At 63.4% G+C, this 16,422-nt stretch carries 16 protein-coding genes; 9 read left to right on the forward strand and 7 right to left on the reverse strand.

What is annotated here, in order from left to right; translation table 11 throughout:
- The first annotated feature begins 16 nt into the window (after positions 1 to 16).
- Complete coding sequence (locus CK220_RS16085) at positions 17 to 988, forward strand: ABC transporter substrate-binding protein (protein ID WP_066990642.1); 972 nt, start codon at positions 17 to 19, stop codon at positions 986 to 988.
- 175 nt (positions 989 to 1,163) lie between these two features.
- Complete coding sequence (locus tag CK220_RS16090) at positions 1,164 to 1,610, forward strand: CHRD domain-containing protein (RefSeq protein ID WP_095812480.1); 447 nt, start codon at positions 1,164 to 1,166, stop codon at positions 1,608 to 1,610.
- A gap of 55 nt (positions 1,611 to 1,665) precedes the next feature.
- On the opposite strand, the gene CK220_RS16095 is transcribed toward CK220_RS16090, so the two are convergent.
- The 3 genes from CK220_RS16095 to CK220_RS16105 all read right to left on the reverse strand — a co-directional run bounded on the left by CK220_RS16095 (position 1,666) and on the right by CK220_RS16105 (position 5,615).
- On the reverse strand, positions 1,666 to 3,315 hold the full coding sequence (locus CK220_RS16095) for a thiamine pyrophosphate-binding protein (RefSeq protein WP_095812481.1): 1,650 nt from the start codon (positions 3,313 to 3,315) through the stop codon (positions 1,666 to 1,668).
- On the reverse strand, positions 3,312 to 4,487 hold the full coding sequence (locus CK220_RS16100) for a CaiB/BaiF CoA-transferase family protein (protein WP_095812482.1): 1,176 nt from the start codon (positions 4,485 to 4,487) through the stop codon (positions 3,312 to 3,314). Before CK220_RS16100 ends, CK220_RS16095 begins: the two co-directional genes overlap by 4 nt.
- 195 nt (positions 4,488 to 4,682) lie before the next feature.
- On the reverse strand, positions 4,683 to 5,615 hold the full coding sequence (locus CK220_RS16105) for an alpha/beta hydrolase (protein WP_095812483.1): 933 nt from the start codon (positions 5,613 to 5,615) through the stop codon (positions 4,683 to 4,685).
- Between the two features lie 194 nt (positions 5,616 to 5,809).
- Between CK220_RS16105 and CK220_RS16110 the strand changes: the two genes are divergently transcribed.
- From CK220_RS16110 to CK220_RS16125, 4 genes are all read left to right on the forward strand, one after another.
- The gene (locus tag CK220_RS16110; protein ID WP_095812484.1) at positions 5,810 to 6,820 is read left to right on the forward strand and encodes a ribonuclease; all 1,011 of its coding nucleotides are present in this window, start codon (positions 5,810 to 5,812) and stop codon (positions 6,818 to 6,820) included.
- A 154-nt stretch (positions 6,821 to 6,974) separates the two neighbouring features.
- Positions 6,975 to 8,624 (forward strand): energy-dependent translational throttle protein EttA, encoded by a 1,650-nt coding sequence (ettA, locus tag CK220_RS16115; protein WP_095812647.1) that lies wholly within the window; start codon positions 6,975 to 6,977, stop codon positions 8,622 to 8,624.
- A 38-nt stretch (positions 8,625 to 8,662) separates the two neighbouring features.
- Positions 8,663 to 9,430, forward strand: a complete 768-nt coding sequence (gene tam / locus CK220_RS16120) for a trans-aconitate 2-methyltransferase (protein WP_095812485.1) — start codon at positions 8,663 to 8,665, stop codon at positions 9,428 to 9,430.
- Between the two features lie 121 nt (positions 9,431 to 9,551).
- Positions 9,552 to 10,673: a beta-ketoacyl-ACP synthase III gene (locus tag CK220_RS16125; protein ID WP_095812486.1), complete on the forward strand. Its 1,122-nt coding sequence runs from the start codon at positions 9,552 to 9,554 to the stop codon at positions 10,671 to 10,673.
- 5 nt (positions 10,674 to 10,678) lie between these two features.
- On the opposite strand, the gene CK220_RS16130 is transcribed toward CK220_RS16125, so the two are convergent.
- The gene (locus CK220_RS16130; RefSeq protein ID WP_245429231.1) at positions 10,679 to 11,248 is read right to left on the reverse strand and encodes an isoprenylcysteine carboxylmethyltransferase family protein; all 570 of its coding nucleotides are present in this window, start codon (positions 11,246 to 11,248) and stop codon (positions 10,679 to 10,681) included.
- A gap of 175 nt (positions 11,249 to 11,423) precedes the next feature.
- On the opposite strand from CK220_RS16130, the gene CK220_RS16135 reads away from it, so the two are divergent.
- Entirely contained in the window at positions 11,424 to 12,053 is a 630-nt protein-coding gene (locus CK220_RS16135) for an MOSC domain-containing protein (RefSeq protein ID WP_095812487.1), read from the forward strand.
- A 68-nt stretch (positions 12,054 to 12,121) separates the two neighbouring features.
- On the opposite strand, the gene CK220_RS16140 is transcribed toward CK220_RS16135, so the two are convergent.
- The 3 genes from CK220_RS16140 to tsaA form a co-directional block, all read right to left on the reverse strand.
- Positions 12,122 to 13,081 (reverse strand): D-amino acid aminotransferase, encoded by a 960-nt coding sequence (locus CK220_RS16140; RefSeq protein WP_095812488.1) that lies wholly within the window; start codon positions 13,079 to 13,081, stop codon positions 12,122 to 12,124.
- 96 nt (positions 13,082 to 13,177) lie between these two features.
- Positions 13,178 to 13,492 (reverse strand): DUF2293 domain-containing protein, encoded by a 315-nt coding sequence (locus CK220_RS16145; RefSeq protein ID WP_095812489.1) that lies wholly within the window; start codon positions 13,490 to 13,492, stop codon positions 13,178 to 13,180.
- A complete protein-coding gene (tsaA, locus tag CK220_RS16150; protein WP_095812490.1) occupies positions 13,489 to 13,995 on the reverse strand; it encodes a tRNA (N6-threonylcarbamoyladenosine(37)-N6)-methyltransferase TrmO in 507 nt (168 codons plus the stop codon). The genes CK220_RS16145 and tsaA overlap by 4 nt, the downstream gene beginning before the upstream one ends.
- A gap of 142 nt (positions 13,996 to 14,137) precedes the next feature.
- Between tsaA and CK220_RS16155 the strand changes: the two genes are divergently transcribed.
- The gene (locus CK220_RS16155) at positions 14,138 to 15,145 is read left to right on the forward strand and encodes a metalloregulator ArsR/SmtB family transcription factor (RefSeq protein ID WP_095812491.1); all 1,008 of its coding nucleotides are present in this window, start codon (positions 14,138 to 14,140) and stop codon (positions 15,143 to 15,145) included.
- Positions 15,145 to 16,062, forward strand: coding sequence for a methylenetetrahydrofolate reductase [NAD(P)H] (gene metF, locus CK220_RS16160; RefSeq protein WP_095812492.1), 918 nt, complete (start codon positions 15,145 to 15,147; stop codon positions 16,060 to 16,062). The genes CK220_RS16155 and metF overlap by 1 nt, the downstream gene beginning before the upstream one ends.
- Positions 16,063 to 16,422 lie beyond the last annotated feature (360 nt).

Genomic DNA, 16,422 nt, shown 5'->3' on the forward strand with positions numbered 1-16,422 from the left:
TTCAGAGGGTAAAAACATGAAAAGACTGGTAATTTCTGCTCTGGCCGGAGCGATGTCGCTGGCCGCTTTCCAAGCGATGGCGGCCGACAAGGTGACCCTGCAGCTGAAATGGGTCACGCAGGCCCAGTTCGCCGGCTACTACGTCGCCAAGGCCAAGGGCTTCTACGAGGCCGAAGGGCTCGACGTCGACATCAAGCCGGGCGGGCCGGATATCGCGCCCGAGCAGGTGATCGCCGGCGGCGGCGCCGATGTGATCGTCGACTGGATGGGCGGCGCGCTGGCCGCCCGTGAAAAAGGCGTGCCGCTGGTCAATATCGCCCAGCCGTTCAAGAAGGCCGGCATGGAGCTGGTCTGCCCGAAGGACGGCCCGATCAAGACCGAAGCCGACTTCAAGGGCCACACCCTCGGCGTCTGGTTCTTCGGCAACGAGTACCCGTTCTATGCCTGGATGAACAAGCTCGGCCTCAAGACCGATGGCGGCAAGGACGGCGTCACCGTGCTGAAGCAAAGCTTTGACGTGCAGCCGCTTATCCAGAAGCAGGCCGACTGCATCTCGGTCATGACCTATAACGAATATTGGCAGCTGATCGACGCCGGCTACAAGCCGGAGCAGCTCACCGTCTTCAACTATTCGGCCATGGGCAACGACCTGCTCGAGGACGGGCTCTACGCGCTGGAGAACAAACTCAAGGATCCGGCCTTCGAGGACAAGATGGTGCGCTTCGTGCGCGCCTCGATGAAGGGCTGGAAATACGCCGTCGACAATTCGGATGAGGCGGCCGAGATCGTCATGGACAATGGCGGCCAGGACGAGAACCATCAGAAGCGCATGATGGGCGAAGTCGCCAAGCTGATCGACAATGCCGACGGCAAGCTTGATCCCGCCACCTATGAGCGCACCGCCAAGGCGCTGCTCGACCAGAAGATCATCGCCAAGGAGCCATCGGGCGCCTACACGACCGCGATCACCGACAAGGCGATCAAGTAAGGTTTGACCTCGCCAGTCGAGACTTAAGGGGGGCGGGTTACCGCCCCTTTTGCTTGGCTGCGGTAAAATATCCGTGTGCGGGGATACAAGCGGCCTGCCAACCGTTGCAGTGGGGCATCCGCGCGCCCGGGGAGTCGCGGCGGGGCGGATGCGCGCCAGCCAAGGAGGTTCTCCAATGCGCATCCAATCATGGCCGATGCTTTCGGCCCTTGCTGTCTCGACCGCTTTCCTGCTCGCATCTCCGGCCTTGGCCGAAACTGTGAAGTACAATGCGACGCTCGACGGTAGCCAGCAGAGCCCGCCCGTCACCACCAAAGGCAAGGGAACCGCCACATTCACCTTCGACACCGCCAAGAAGAAGCTCAGCTGGAACGTCAAATATTCCGGCCTCAGCGGAACTGCGACGGCTGCTCACATTCACGGGCCGGCCGCATCGGGTGAGAACGCACCTCCGGTGATCCCATTCAAGAAGCTCAAGAGCCCGATCAAGGGATCGGCGACGCTGACCGACGCGCAGGCGGCCGACCTCGAGGCCGGCAAGTACTACGTCAACGTCCACACCAAGGCGAATCCGGACGGCGAGATCCGCGGCCAGATCGAGAAGGCCGGCGGATCGATGTAGCGGAGTTTCCTCAGGCAGGAACGAGGGGGGCGACCACCTCGTTTCTTCTGCCCGATCAGGACTTGTCGCGTATCTGTGTCAGCGTGCGGGTCGGCGTGATCGCTTCGGGATCGAGCCTGATCTCGACGATCGCCGGCTTGCCGCTGGCGCGTGCGCGCTCGAAGGCTGGAGCGAAATCTTCGGTTTTCTCGACGGTCTCGCCATGGCCGCCATAGGCGCGGGCGAGGGTGGCGAAATCCGGGTTTTTGAGGTCGGTCGCCACGACGCGGCTCGGATATTCCCGCTCCTGATGCATGCGGATCGTGCCGTAAATGCCGTTGTTGACGACGACCACGATGATCGGCAGGTCGTATTGCACGGCGGTCGCGAACTCCTGCCCGTTCATCAGAAAACAGCCGTCGCCGGCAAAAGCGATGACCTCGCGATCCGGGTACAGGGCTTTGGCCGCGACCGCGGCCGGCGTGCCGTAGCCCATCGAGCCGGAAGTCGGCGCCGCCTGCGTGGCGAAGCGGCGGAAGCGGTGGAAGCGATGCACCCAGGTGGCGTAGTTGCCGGCGCCGTTGGTGAGGATGGCGTCTTCCGGCAGCGCCTTTTCCAGATAGGTCATGATCAGCCCCATCTGGACGGCGCCGGGGCCGGTCTGAGGCGGCGTCGACCATTCGAGATAGGCGGCATGCAGCTTTGCCGTCTCCACCGCCCAACCTGGCGCGGCCGGACCTCTGCGTCTGGCGAAAGCCCGCACAAAGGCGGCCGGGGAGGCGTTGATCGCCAGGGTCGGCCGATAGACGCGGCCAAGTTCGCCGGCGTCGGCGTGGACATGCACCAGCGTCTGGTCCGGGTAAGGGCTTTTCAACAGCGTGTAGTCCGAGGACGGCATCTCGCCCATGCGGCCGCCGATGAGCAGCACCAGGTCTGCCTGCTTGATCGCTGCAGCGAGCTTCGGATTGATGCCGATGCCGACATCGCCGGCATAGTTCGGATGCAAGTGGTCGAACAGCATCTGGCGGCGGAAGGAGCAACCGATAGGCAGTGACCACGCCTCTGCGATACGGGTGACGTCTTGAACCGCTTGAAAATCCCAGCGCGTGCCGCCCAGGATGGCAATTGGCCGTTTGGCGGCATTGAGCAGGGCCTCAAGCCGGTCGAGTTCGGCTTCACCAGGGCTTGTTTCGACCGGCGTATGAGCCAGCGCCGTTGGGGCCTCGACCTCGCTGGTCAGCATGTCCTCGGGCAGCGAGATGACGACCGGGCCAGGGCGGCCTGACGTCGCCACCGCGAAGGCGCGGGTGACGAATTCCGGGATCCGCGAGGCATCGTCGATCTCGACCACCCATTTGGCGATGTCGCCGAAGAAGCGCTTGTAGTCGACCTCCTGAAAAGCCTCGCGTTCCTTGGCGTGACTGGCGACCTGACCGATGAACAGGATCAGCGGCACCGAATCCTGCATGGCGATATGAATGCCGGCCGAAGCGTTGGTGGCGCCGGGGCCGCGGGTGACAAAGCAGATGCCGGGCTTGCCGGTCAGGCGCCCCTGGCAGTCGGCCATCATCGCCGCGCCGCCTTCCTGACGGCAGACGATGGTGCGGATCGGCGAGTCATGCAGCGCGTCGAGCACCGCCAGATAGGATTCGCCGGGAACGCAGAAGATGCGGTCGGTGTCGTTCGCTTCGAGCGCCTCGACGATCAATTGTCCGCCGGTCTTCATTTTCCTGATCTCTCCAGTTCGGCAAGGATTTCCTCAGTGTGCTCGCCGAGACGCGGCGAGGGGCGCTCATAGACCAGCGGCGTGCCCGACATCACCATCGGAGCGCGTACCGAAGGCAGCAAATTGCCATGACCGTCGTCGAGGTCGAGCTTCATGCCGCGCGCGATCGTCTGCGGGTCGGCGAACATCTGGCCGATCGTGTTGATCGGGCTTGCCGGCACGCCGGCCGCCTCGAGCTTCGCCAGCAGCGGATCGCGATCCCACGTGGTCAGCGTCTCGATGATCCGCTCACGCAGCCTGGCGCGATTGGCGACGCGGGCGGGGTTGGTGACGAAATCGGAATCGGCGGGCAACTCGGTCAGCCCGACCACTGAGCAGAACTTGGTGAACTGTCCGTCATTGCCGATCGCGAGGATGATATGACCGTCCTTGACCGGCAGCACCTCGTAAGGCGCGATGTTCATATGCGCGTTGCCCATCTGCACCGGCGACTTGCCCGAAACCAGATAGTTGAGGTTCTGGTTGCCGAGCGCCGAGATCTGGCTGTCGAAGAGCGCCATGTCGATATGCTGGCCTTCGCCGGTCTTTTCGGCATGGCGAAGCGCCGCCTGGATGGCGATCACCGAATAAAGGCCGGTGAACAGGTCGGAGATGGCGACGCCCGCCTTTTGCGGCTCGCGGCCGGCCTCCCCGGTGATCGACATCATGCCGGCCATCGCCTGGATGATGAAATCGTAACCGGCGCGGGGCGCGTAGGGCCCGTCCTGGCCAAAGCCGGTGATCGAGCAATAGACCAGGCGCGGGTTGATCTTCTTCAGGCTGTCATAGTCGAGCCCGTATTTCTTGAGACCGCCGAGCTTGAAGTTCTCGATCAGCACGTCGGCCGTGGCGACGAGGCGGCGGAGCGTTTCGGCGCCCTCGGGCTTGGAGAAATCGATGGCGATCGAGCGCTTGCCGCGATTGCAGGAGTGATAATAAGCCGCCGAAAGGTTCTCGCCGTCATGGCTCATGACGAAGGGCGGGCCCCATTTGCGGGTGTCGTCGCCGCCGTCCGGGCTCTCGACCTTGATGACATCGGCGCCGAGATCGGCGAGCAGCTGCCCGGCCCAGGGGCCTGCCAGGATGCGGGCGAGTTCGATAACGCGGATGCCTTTCAGCGGGGGTTCAGCCATGGATCACCGTGAGTGGTCGAAAGCGCAGCGTCTACCAACAGAGGTCGCCCCTGTCACGACCCATGCAATGGGCCAATGCCGCTAGAGCCGGATGATTTCAGGTCAAGTCGACCTGAAATCTGAATCCGGCTCTAAGTCAAATACATAGAGCATGATGTCGTCCGAAAACCGCTCCACACTTTTCGGCAGCATGCTCTAGCGTTTCAGCGTATGATCCGCCCAGGCGGCGAAATCATTCATGATGATGTCGCGGTTGACCTCGTTCAGGCTTTCGTGGCGGGTGTCGGCGCAAACCTTTGAGACCAGATTCGAAAAGCCCATTTTGTCCATACGCCGGGCAAGGTGGTGAACCGCTTTGCCATAGTTCGATGCTGGATCCTTCTCGCCGCCGATCAGATTGACGAAGAGGTCGCGGCGCACGCCGGCGAAGCTCGAATCCCTGCCGGCGTAGAGCGCCATCTTGACCACATCGCGCCACATGGAGATGGAGGCGTCCCAGCCGCAGAGCGGGTCGGCGATGTATTTGTCGACCTCGACCGGATCGCGCGACAGCCAGTCGAACAAGGTCCGGTGATTGGGCACGGCCTTGCCCCAGGCCTGGAAGGTCAGCTTGGCCAGCAAGCGCGAGGGTACATCGGAGCCCAGCCGCATCCTTTCCCAGCCGAGAATGCCCAGGGCCAGCTGGCCGAGCAGGCCTTGCGAGAAATTGCCGTTCCAGATCGCTGCGGCATGGACGCGTTTGGAATACCGCAAGACGAAATTCAGCGCGATCGAGGCACCGAGCGAATGTCCAAAGATGATGACGGGCAATCCCGGATGTTCGACGGCGATCAGGTCGTGGACCGCGCCGACATCGGCGATCACCTTGGCGATGCCGTCGGTATCGGCGAACCGGCCGAGCGGCGCATCGGACGCCTTTGTCGCGCCATGGCCGCGATGGTCGTGGGCGTAGACATGGAAACCGCGCGCGCCGAGGAAGTCGGCAAAGCGGGCGTAACGCGCCGCGTGTTCGGCCAGCCCGTGATTGATCTGAATGACGGCGCGCGGGGATGCCTGCGCATGTCTCACATAGAGGTTGAGGTCGGCCCCGGTCGGTGAGGCCAGCCTGGTCTGCTGGTCGAATGCCATGTGTCCTCCCTTGGCGACTGATGGGCGAGGGCTTCGGCTGCGTCAAGAGAGCGCGATCCTTTCGCGCCTATCGAGTGCGCTTATCGCTCTCCTGGGGATTATTTTCGCGCGGCGAAAAAGATCGCAATTCTGACACCTCGCCTGTTCTAATGTGGCGAATCCAATACGGTTCGATGATCGCCGGGAGAGCGGGAATGCGGGTTTGGACAGTATGGGGTTCGGTTGTTCTGGCCCTGGTTGGCGCCGGCACGGCGAAGGCCGATATGAAGATGAGCGGCACCTTCGTGGCCGACAGCGCCTGTCCGGCAACGCAAGCCATCAAGAGCGGCAAGAACCCCGGCAACGTGTCTACCGAAGCGGGACAAAGCTATCAGCTTCTGGCCGGCAACAAGGACGAGCCCACCCATTATCTCATCCAGGTTCCGGGCGCCGATCCGGAGCGACGCTGGGTGAAGATCAACTGCGGTCATGTCACCGGCGGCAGCGCGTCCGCCACGCCCTCGCCGGCCGATCCGATGAAGCCGGCGCAACCTGGTTCCGGCAAGCCTGAATATGTGTTGGCGCTGAGCTGGCAGCCCGCCTTCTGCGAGACCAAGGCCAGCAAGCCCGAATGCAAGGCGCAGAATCCCAACGAATTCGACGCCTCCCACTTCACGCTGCATGGGCTGTGGCCGCAGCCGAACGGCAATTTCTATTGCCAGGTGTCGGCGGGCGACAAGGCCAACGACAATCCCGCGCATTGGGGGGACTTGCCGCCGGTCGAACTCGACGCCAACACGCGCGCCGAGCTCGACCAGGTGATGCCGGGCACGGCGTCCAAGCTGGAGCGCCATGAATGGATCAAGCACGGCACCTGCTACGGCAAGAGCCAGCAAGAGTATTTCTCCGACGCGCTCAATCTGATGCGCGCGGTGAACGCTTCGCCGGTGCGCGATCTCTTCATCAAGAACATCGGCAAGCAGCTGACATCGGAGCAGATCCGCAATGCCTTCGACCAGGCCTTGGGCAAGGGTGCCGGCGACCGCGTGCGCGTCTCCTGCCTTGTCGATCCGTCGAGCGGAAGGCGGCTGATCGGCGAGCTGACGCTCGGTCTTTCCGGTCCGATCCGCCCCGACAGCAAGCTCGCCAACCTGCTGATCGCCTCGGCGCCGACCAGCAAGGCGGGTTGCCCGAAGGGCACGGTCGACGCAATAGGGTTCCAATAGGGCGTGCCACGCCCAGATTTTGCCGCCGAACCGAGCATGATCCCCGGCTGGTGAAGATCGCGACGTGCCGAAAGCGATTGCCGTTCGGCGCTTCATCGCCTACATAGCGCGCAACTCCACCCAATTCGACAGTTCAGTTTCAGGGAAAGCGCGCGTGGCTCGCCAGTTCATCTATCACATGTCCGGCCTGTCGAAGGCCTACGGCACCAAGAAGGTGCTCGACAACATCCACCTGTCCTTCTATCCGGACGCCAAGATCGGCATTCTCGGCCCCAACGGTTCGGGCAAATCGACCATCCTGCGCATCATGGCTGGGCTCGACAAGGAGTTTCAGGGCGAGGCGTGGCTGGCCGAGGGCGCGACCGTGGGCTACCTCGCGCAGGAGCCGCAGCTCGACAACAGCAAGACCGTGCTTGAAAACGTCATGGACGGCGTCGCCAGGAAGACGGCCATCATCGAGCGCTATAACGAGCTGATGATGAACTATTCCGACGAGACGGCGGACGAGTCGGCCAAGCTGCAGGACGAGATGGACCGGCTGAACCTGTGGGATCTCGAGCAGCAGGTCGAGATGGCCATGGACGCGCTGCAGTGCCCGCCGGCCGATTCCGAAGTGACCAACCTGTCGGGCGGCGAGCGGCGCCGCGTGGCGCTCTGCCGGCTGCTGCTCGAGCAGCCCGACCTGTTGCTGCTCGACGAGCCGACCAACCATCTCGACGCCGAGACCACGCAGTGGCTGGAAAAGCACCTGCGCGACTATCCGGGCTCGGTGCTGATCATCACCCACGACCGCTACTTCCTCGACAACGTCACCGGCTGGATCCTCGAGCTCGACCGCGGCCGCGGCATTCCGTACGAGGGCAACTACACCAAATATCTCGACGCCAAGGCCAAGCGCCTGATCCAGGAAGGCCGCGAGGACGACGCCCGCCAGAAGGCGATCTGGCGCGAGCGCGAATGGATCCAGTCCTCGCCGAAGGCGCGCCAGACCAAGTCCAAGGCGCGCATCAAGGCCTATGAGGAATTGGTCGAGCAGTCGCAGAACCGCAAGCCGACGGACACGCAGATCGTCATCCCGTCGAGCGAGCGCCTCGGCAACGTCGTCATCGAGGTCGAGGGCCTCAACAAGGGTTTCGCCGACGAGCTTTTGATCGAGGACCTGTCCTTCAAGCTGCCGCCGGGCGGCATCGTCGGCGTCATCGGCCCGAACGGCGCCGGCAAGACGACGCTGTTCAAGATGATCACCGGCCAGGAAACACCGGATGCCGGCTCGATCCGCAAGGGCGAGACTGTGAAGCTCGGCTATGTCGACCAGAGCCGCGACGCGCTCGACCCGAACAAGACCGTTTGGGAAGAGATCTCGGGCGGCGCCGAGGTCATCAAGCTCGGCAAGCACGAGGTCAACAGCCGCGCTTACTGCTCGTCCTTCAACTTCCGGGGCGGCGACCAGCAGCAGAAGGTCGGCAATCTTTCGGGCGGCCAGCGCAACCGCGTGCATCTGGCCAAGATGCTGAAGGGCGGCGGCAATGTGCTGCTGCTCGACGAACCGACCAACGATCTCGACACCGAAACGCTTGGCGCGCTGGAAGATGCGCTCGAAGCCTATGCCGGCTGCGCGGTGATCATCAGCCACGATCGCATGTTCCTCGACCGCATGGCGACCCACATGCTCGCCTTCGAGGGCGATGCGCATGTCGAATGGTTCGAAGGCAACTTCGAGGAATATGAGAAGGACAAGCTGCGCCGCCTGGGTGCGGAAGCGGCAACCCCGCACCGTATGACGCACAAGCGGCTGACGCGGTAACAAAGTCCACGGGCGGCGAACAGATATGAGGCTCTGAAATGGCTGACTGGTCCGCCGCCCAATATCTGAAGTTCGAGGACGAGCGCACGCGGCCCGCGCGGGACTTGGCGACACAGGTTCCGGTCGATTTCCCGCGCCGCGTCGTCGATATCGGCTGCGGTCCGGGCAATTCGACGGAGCTGCTGGTCGAGCGCTGGCCGGATGCCGAGGTCAGCGGCTTCGACACCTCACCCGACATGATCGAGAAGGCGAAGGCGCGGCTGCCCAACGTGAATTTCGCGCTAGACGATGCTGCGGCATGGCAGCCGGAACAGCCGGTCGACGTGATCTTCGCAAACGCTGTCTTTCAATGGCTGCCGGAGCATCCGGCGGTGTTCCAGCGGCTGATGGGGCTGCTCGCACCGGGCGGCGCCTTGGCTGTCCAGATGCCCGATAATCTTGGCGAACCCTCGCATCGGTTGATGCGCGACACCGCGGCCGAGATGCCGTTCTTGGCCAAGCTCAAGAGCGCCGCCCGCGCGCCGCTGCCCCCGGTTTCCTTCTACTACGATCTTCTGTCGCCGCTCGCCGATCGCGTGGATATCTGGCACACGATCTATAACCATCCCCTGGCCGATGCCGAAGCGATTGTCGAATGGGTCAAGGCGACGGGGCTCAAACCCTTCCTCGATCCGCTCGACGCGGACGAGAGGAAGACATTCCTCGAAAGCTACACCGCAAAGATCGCAATGGCCTATCCGAAGACGGCGAACGGCAAGGTGCTGCTGCGCTTCCCGCGCATCTTCATCATCGCCAAGCGGGCCTGACTGTCTCTGGTCAACTCATTGGGAACGCCGCGCGCAACAGAGATTTAAGCTGGCATAAACCGGCCAAATGCTCCAAGGGTAGCGCGCTCCGGCACAAGGCCGTGCCTCGGACGGATTGGACATGCATCGCGTCATCATCAGCGGCATCGGCGCCGAAATCCCCGAGCCTGTCATCACCAATGAAGAGCTGGTCGAAAGCTTCAACAGCTGGGTCGACACCGAGAATGCGCGCCGCGCCGTCACCGGCGAGACGCTGCTGCAGAAGTCGGACAGCGACTTCATCGTCCATGCGTCGGGCGTGCAGACCCGCCATGTGATCGAACGCGAAGGCATCCTCGATCCGACCCGCATGGCGCCGCGGATTCAGGCTCGGCCGGACGACGTGCTGTCGCTGCAGGCGGAGTTCGGCATCGCTTCGGCCAAAAAGGCGATCGCCCATGCCGGCGTGGAGGCGTGCGATATCGACCTGGTGATCTGCTCGGCCTCGCATCATCAGCGGCCTTATCCGGCGATCGCCATCGAGATGCAGCAGGCGCTGGGCACCAAGGGCGCGGGCTTCGACATGGGGCTCGGCTGCTCTTCCGCCGCGGCGGCGCTGCACATCGCGGTCAATCTGGTCAGGGCAGGGGCGCACAAGCGCATCCTGGTGTCGACGCCCGAAATCATCACCGGCCATCTCAACTTCCGCGACCGCCAGACGCATTTCATCTTCGGCGACGCCTCGGTCGCCATGATCGTCGAAGGGCTCGACCAGGGCGAGAAGCGGCCGGGACGCTTCGAGGTGCTCGACACGCGCACCTGGACGCAAATGTCGAACAATATCCGCACCAATCTCGGCTACCACACCCGCACTGCCCAGGACGATCCCTACCAGATCAAACTCGAGGGCAACCTGATCAAGCAGGTCGGCAACAAGGTGTTCAAGGAAGTCACGGTCGCAGGCCACAAATTCATCGTCGAGTTCCTGGCCGAGCATGGGCTGACGCCGCAAGGCATCCGCCGCTTCTGGCTGCATCAGGCCAATGCGCGCATGAATGCGATGATCCTGAAACTGGCCTTCGGCCATGATGTCGACCATGACCGCGCGCCGATGGTGCTGGAGCGGCTCGGCAACACGGCGGGCGCCGGCGCGATCGTGGCGCTGTCGGAAAACCATGCCGACATGAAGGCCGGCGATTTCGGTCTGCTCTGCGCCTTCGGCGCCGGCTATTCGATCGGTGGCGCGCTGCTGAGGATGTTGTAACCGGCTCAGGCGGGGACGAACGGCACCAACATCGGCACGCGCCTGGCATAGTCGTCATAGGCGGGGCCGAGCTCGCCGCGCAGGAAGCTCTCTTCCAGCCTGGCCTTGACGACGATGCCGACAAGCAGCAGGGCAGCGCCGGCAACACCCCCGACGGTGCCCTTGGCCGCCGTGGTGGCGATGATCGACACCAGCAGGCCGGTGTAGATCGGGTGGCGGACCAGCCGATAGGGACCGGTGTCGACCACGCGGTGATCGGCTTTGGCAGTGACGGTGCCCGACCACAGCCGGCCGAGATGCAGGCGCGCCCACCAGGCGAAAGCGATGCCGATGGCGATCAGCGCGACGCAGATCCAGGCCTCGGCAAGAGTCGGCGTCCACAGCCGCAGCCGGCCGACATAACCGTGCGCCGGCACGAACAGCAGCACTGTGCCGGCAAGCCACAGCACCCGGTAACGGGCCTCAGCCTTGAAGTCCGCGCGCTTTTGCGCTGGATCGGCCCACGCAGCGGCCAACACCCAGGACACCACCCAGGTCAGCCAGAGCGCGGCGATCGCATGTTGAACCTGCATCATCTGAACCCTCCCAAATTCGCGCGATCGTTATGTCGCCGGCGCGGCGGCAATGCGGCCAAACGTGAAAGCGAGCGGCATTCTCAGGTAAGAAAGTCGTGATCACCATCAAGCGTCGTGATCGGATCATCAGCGCTTTCGACTGGACCGAGTAGCCGAGCGTCTCTAGACCAGCGCTATGCAGGAAACGAACCTAGAGCTTTTCTCATCGGCGGAGCCGACGGTCGACATCGTCCCCGGCCGCAAGCTGACAGCACGGGCAGCGGCACTCTATCTCGCGCCGTTCGATCATTTCGAGACAAGGCCCGTGGAGGAATTGCGGCTAGGCTTCGACGGGATCGAGGGCGATTTCCACGCCGGCGCAACGCGGCGCTCCGGCGGGCGCGAGCCCTGGTATCCGCGCGGCACCGAGATGCGCAACGAGCGGCAATTGTCCCTGGTCGCCGCGGATGAGCTCGCCATCGTCGCCCACCGCATGGGCCTCGAGGAGATCAAGCCGGAATGGATCGGCGCCAACCTGCTGATCGAAGGCCTGCCGCATCTTTCGATGCTGCCGGCGGGGTCGCTGGTGTTCTTCAAGGGCGGCGTGACGATCAAAATCGACGGCCAGAACAAGCCCTGCCGGGTCGCCGGGCAATCGATCGCCGAACATGTCGACGCGGCGGATCGCGACGCAACCGCCTTGCTGTTTCCGAAGGCGGCAAAGAGGCTGCGCGGCGTGGTCGCCTGGCTCGAAAAACCCGGCATCATCAGGACCGGCGAAGAGATTTCGGTGCGGGTGCCGGAGCAGTGGATCTATCGCGCCTGATCCGGCTTCGGCTTTCATATCACCGGTTCAAGTCTCGCTCTGAGTGAACTGTTGGAGGCGTTTGGTCGTCATCCGTAGCTCACTGCGCTCGACCAGGCCGGATCCTCGTGCTTTTGCCAGTAGAGGCGCATCAGACGCTCAGTGATCGCGCCGACCTTGCCGTCGGCAACCGGAGCACCGTCGATCATCGTGACGGGCATGATGCCGCCGGCCGTCGAGGTGATGAAGACCTCGTCGGCTGTCCTGAGCGCGGCCATGCTGACATCCGCTGCAACCGCGGAAAGTCCCGCCTCGGCGCACAGGTCAAACACGGTGCGGCGCGTTATGCCGGGCAGCACGCCGACGGCGGGCGTAGTCAATTTGCCTGCCTTGACACGAAACACGTTGAAGCCCGGACCTTCGGCGACGTTGCCATTGAAGTCGAGGATCAGCGCGGTGTCGGCGCCACGGTCATAGGCATCGTAGAGCCCGCGCACCAAGTCCAGCCAATGGTAGTTCTTGATCGAGGGATCGATCGAGGCAGGTGGGATGCGGACCTTGTCGCTGATCGAGACATGCAGGCCGCTTCGCAACTGTTCGGCATCGGCGACCGAGCCGAACGGGACGGCGAAAGCCATGAACCGGTTGATCGCCTGACGCGGGTCGCGGCTGAAGGTCGGCGAGGCGCCGCGCGTGCACAGCATCTCGACATAGGCGGCGCGATGGCCCGACAGCGCGACGCAATTGTGCAGGATTTCGGCAACGCCGTCGCGGTCGAACGGGATGGTCATGCGAAGCTTTTCCAGCCCGCCAAAGAAGCGCTCGAGATGCAGGTCGAGACGGAAAAAGCGGCCGTCCCAGACATGGACCGTGTCGTAAGTGGCGTCGGAATGCAGAAAGCCCCAGTCCAGCACCGAGACCTTGGCCTGCGACATCGGCAGATATTGTCCATCCAGGTAAGCGACGCCGCGCGGATAGGCATGCGGATCGAGATGACGCTCTGATAGAACGGGTAGAGGCGCGGCAGGCGCGGAGGCGGCTTGGCTCATTTCGCTCCTTCTTCGTCGTTGTAGAAAGGCAGGCTAGCGTCCAGCTTCGAATGAAGTAGAGCCAGGCCAGCGTCGCTGCCTAGTCTAGTCTGTGCTTCACTCGTCCTCGTCATCCTCTTCCAGCAAGCGCGTCGCGCGCCAGCGGGTCAGCATCTCATTGGTTTGGTCGATGACAAAGAAGCGTGCGGAGTCCCGGTCATAGCCTTCGGCCAGCAATTTGTCGTAGTCGGTGTGTGCGTGGCGAACATGAGCGATGGTTGCCAGCCACACCGCGATCGTGGGCGGCAAGGTCTTCATATGCACGGCTCCGGCATCAGCACGGATTTTTTCCATGTCGGAATAGGGCGCGAGCGGCAAGAGCGCGGTCAGCGCCTTGGCAATCGCGCGGCGGCGGCCGGTCGGCGCGCTCATTTCTCCTCGCGTCCGGCAATGGCCGCTTCGGGGAAGGCATCGGTCGAAGCATAGTAGGGCTTGATGTCGATAACCGGCGTGCCGTCGAGCACGTCGATGGCGTCGATCTCGATCCGGCCAGCCTCGATATCGAGCGCGACGAGCTTCGCGACATGCAGGCCGATGGGGTTCGGTCGGGCAGGGGAGCGCAGCGAGAAAACCCCTTTCGGTTCAGCCGCATGGCGGGGTTTCTGCACAATCAGATTCCGTGGCGCGTGATCGAGCCAGGACAGGATGACGATGTGGCTGGCGCGATCGAGGTTCTGCAGCCCGCGGCGGTAGGGCTTGTCGATCAGGATGGCCGCAGTCCGGCTAGTCTCGCGGGCGGCGCGCATGTTCTTGGGGCAATCCTCGCGGCTCGTCCAAGGCGAGGCGATCCGGCCGATGAAGACGACATGGCCGTCCGGCGGCAGATCAGCCGGATCTTTTTCCAGGAGCGTCTCGCCCTCGCGTCTCTCGAACATCGTTCCAATCAATCTGCGGACGCAGGGCCTACAATGCGCGGATCATGGCTGCGCCATTTTCTTGTCCGGCTGCGACATAGCGCTTGCCAGGGTTTCAAATTCGACATAAACATATCTTTATATCTTTTAGCGAGAACCGTTCATGCATGCCACACTCGACACGATGGTAGATACATTGAAGGCGGCTGCCGAATCCAGCCGCCTGCGGATCCTGGTGCTGCTGTCGCGCGGGGATCTCACGGTCTCCGACCTTACCGAAATCCTTGGCCAGTCGCAGCCGCGCGTCTCGCGGCATCTGAAGCTGCTGCTCGATGCCGGGCTGATCGGTCGCTACCAGGAAGGGTCCTGGGCCTTTTTCAGGCTGTCGGACACAGACAGCTCGCGCGATTTCGTGCAGCGCCTGGTCTCGGGCGTGCGCGAAGCCGATCCGCAAGTGGTGCGCGACCTGGAGCGGCTCGCCGCTGTCAAGCGCAAGCGGCAGGACCGTGCCGCAGAGTATTTCTCGGAGAACGCCGCGAGCTGGGATCGCATCCGCTCGCTGCATGTGCCGGACCGCGCGGTGGAGGCGGCACTGCTCAAGCTTGTCGGCAAACGGCCGTTCCAGTCGATGCTCGACCTCGGCACCGGCACCGGCAGGCTGCTGGAGATCTTCGCGCCGCTCTACCGGCGCGGCGTCGGCATCGACATGTCGCGCGAGATGCTGACCGTGGCGCGCGCCAATCTCGACAAGGCCGGCGTCGCCAATGCGCAGGTGCGCCAGGGCGACATCTTCTCGCCGCCCGTCGAGCGCAACGCCTTCGATCTCGTCACCATCCACCAGGTGCTGCACTATCTCGACGATCCGGCCCGCGCCATCGGCGAGGCGGCGAGGCTGCTGCGTCCGTCCGGCAGGCTGGTGATCGTCGATTTCGCGCCTCACAATCTGGAGTTCCTGCGCGACCAGCACGCGCATATGCGGCTCGGCTTTTCCGACCGGCAGATCGGCGACTGGTTCGAGGAGGCAGGGCTTGACCTCGAAGAGAGCCAGGAGTTCGAGCCGCGCGGCCAGGCCGAAGCGAGACTCACCGTCAAGCTCTGGCTGGGGCGCGATCGCCGCCTGCTGATCGCCGATCCGTCCAACGACGCACTCCCAGCAAGGGAAACAGCCTGATGAACCAGTTCCGCTTTTCCCGCCGCCCCGATATTGGCGACAAGGTCCGGGTTTCGTTCGAGTTCTTCCCGCCGAAAACGGATGAGATGGAAGCAAGGCTCTGGGACACCGTCACAAGGCTCGAGCCGCTCAAGCCGCGATTCGTCTCCGTGACCTACGGCGCCGGCGGCTCGACCCGGGAGCGCACGGCGCGCACGGTGAAGCGCATTCTGCACGAGACGACGCTGACGCCGGCCGCGCATATGACCTGCGTCGATGCGGCCCGTCATCAGGTCGACGCCGTCATCCAGGAATTCGCCGGCATGGGCGTAACCCGCTTCGTCGCCTTGCGCGGCGATCCGGCCGCAGGCGTGGGGACCGCCTATCGTCCGCACCCCGACGGCTATGCCAACGGCGCCGAATTGGTCGGAGCGCTGAAGAGCGCCGGCGATTTCGACATCTCGGTCTCGGCCTATCCGGAAAAGCATCCGGAAAGCCCGGACTTCGCCACCGACATCGATATGCTGAAGCGCAAGGTCGACAATGGGGCGACGCGGGCGATCACCCAGTTCTTCTTCGACAACGACCTCTACGAGCGCTATGTCGAGCGCGCGCGCCGCGCCGGCATCTACATCCCGATCGTGCCGGGTATCCTGCCGGTGCACAACTTCACCCAGGTCGCCAATTTTTCCTCCCGATGCGGCGCGCTGTTGCCGGCGTGGCTGGCCGAGCGCTTCGAAGGGCTGGAGAACGATCCGCAAACGCATGCGCTGGTGGCCTCAGCGGTCGCGGCCGAGCAGGTCCATGATCTGGTCGAGCGCGGCGTCGGCGATTTCCATTTCTACACGATGAACCGTGCCGATCTGGTCTTTGCCGTCTGCCACATGATCGGCATCCGTTCGCATGAGGCGGAGGCGGCCGGGTCGGCCGCGGCCTGATACATCCCGCCAAAAGTGTGCAGCGGTTGTGGGAAACGATTCATCAAAACAAAGATTGAAACGGAAAAGGCCGGGCGGAACCCGGCCTTTCGAATTGGTTGGACTATCCTCGGTGCTGGTCTTCCCGGCTTCGGCGGATCAGGGAAGAACGCCCATGATAAGGGCGCCGATGAATGCAAACGCAGCGCAAATCATCAATGCGTTGATTGGCCTCGTCAGTCCCATGTCATAGCCTCCTCTTAAAAAGCTATGGCCGGAATCTAGAGTCATTTGGGTCACAGGCAAGCGGAAAATGTGCTGCATTGCGACGCGATTGTGGAATTTGCGACCTCGAATTTGCCGTTAGCCGTTGAAACTCTT

The organism is Mesorhizobium sp. WSM3860 (assembly GCF_002294995.1).
GTDB lineage: Bacteria > Pseudomonadota > Alphaproteobacteria > Rhizobiales > Rhizobiaceae > Mesorhizobium.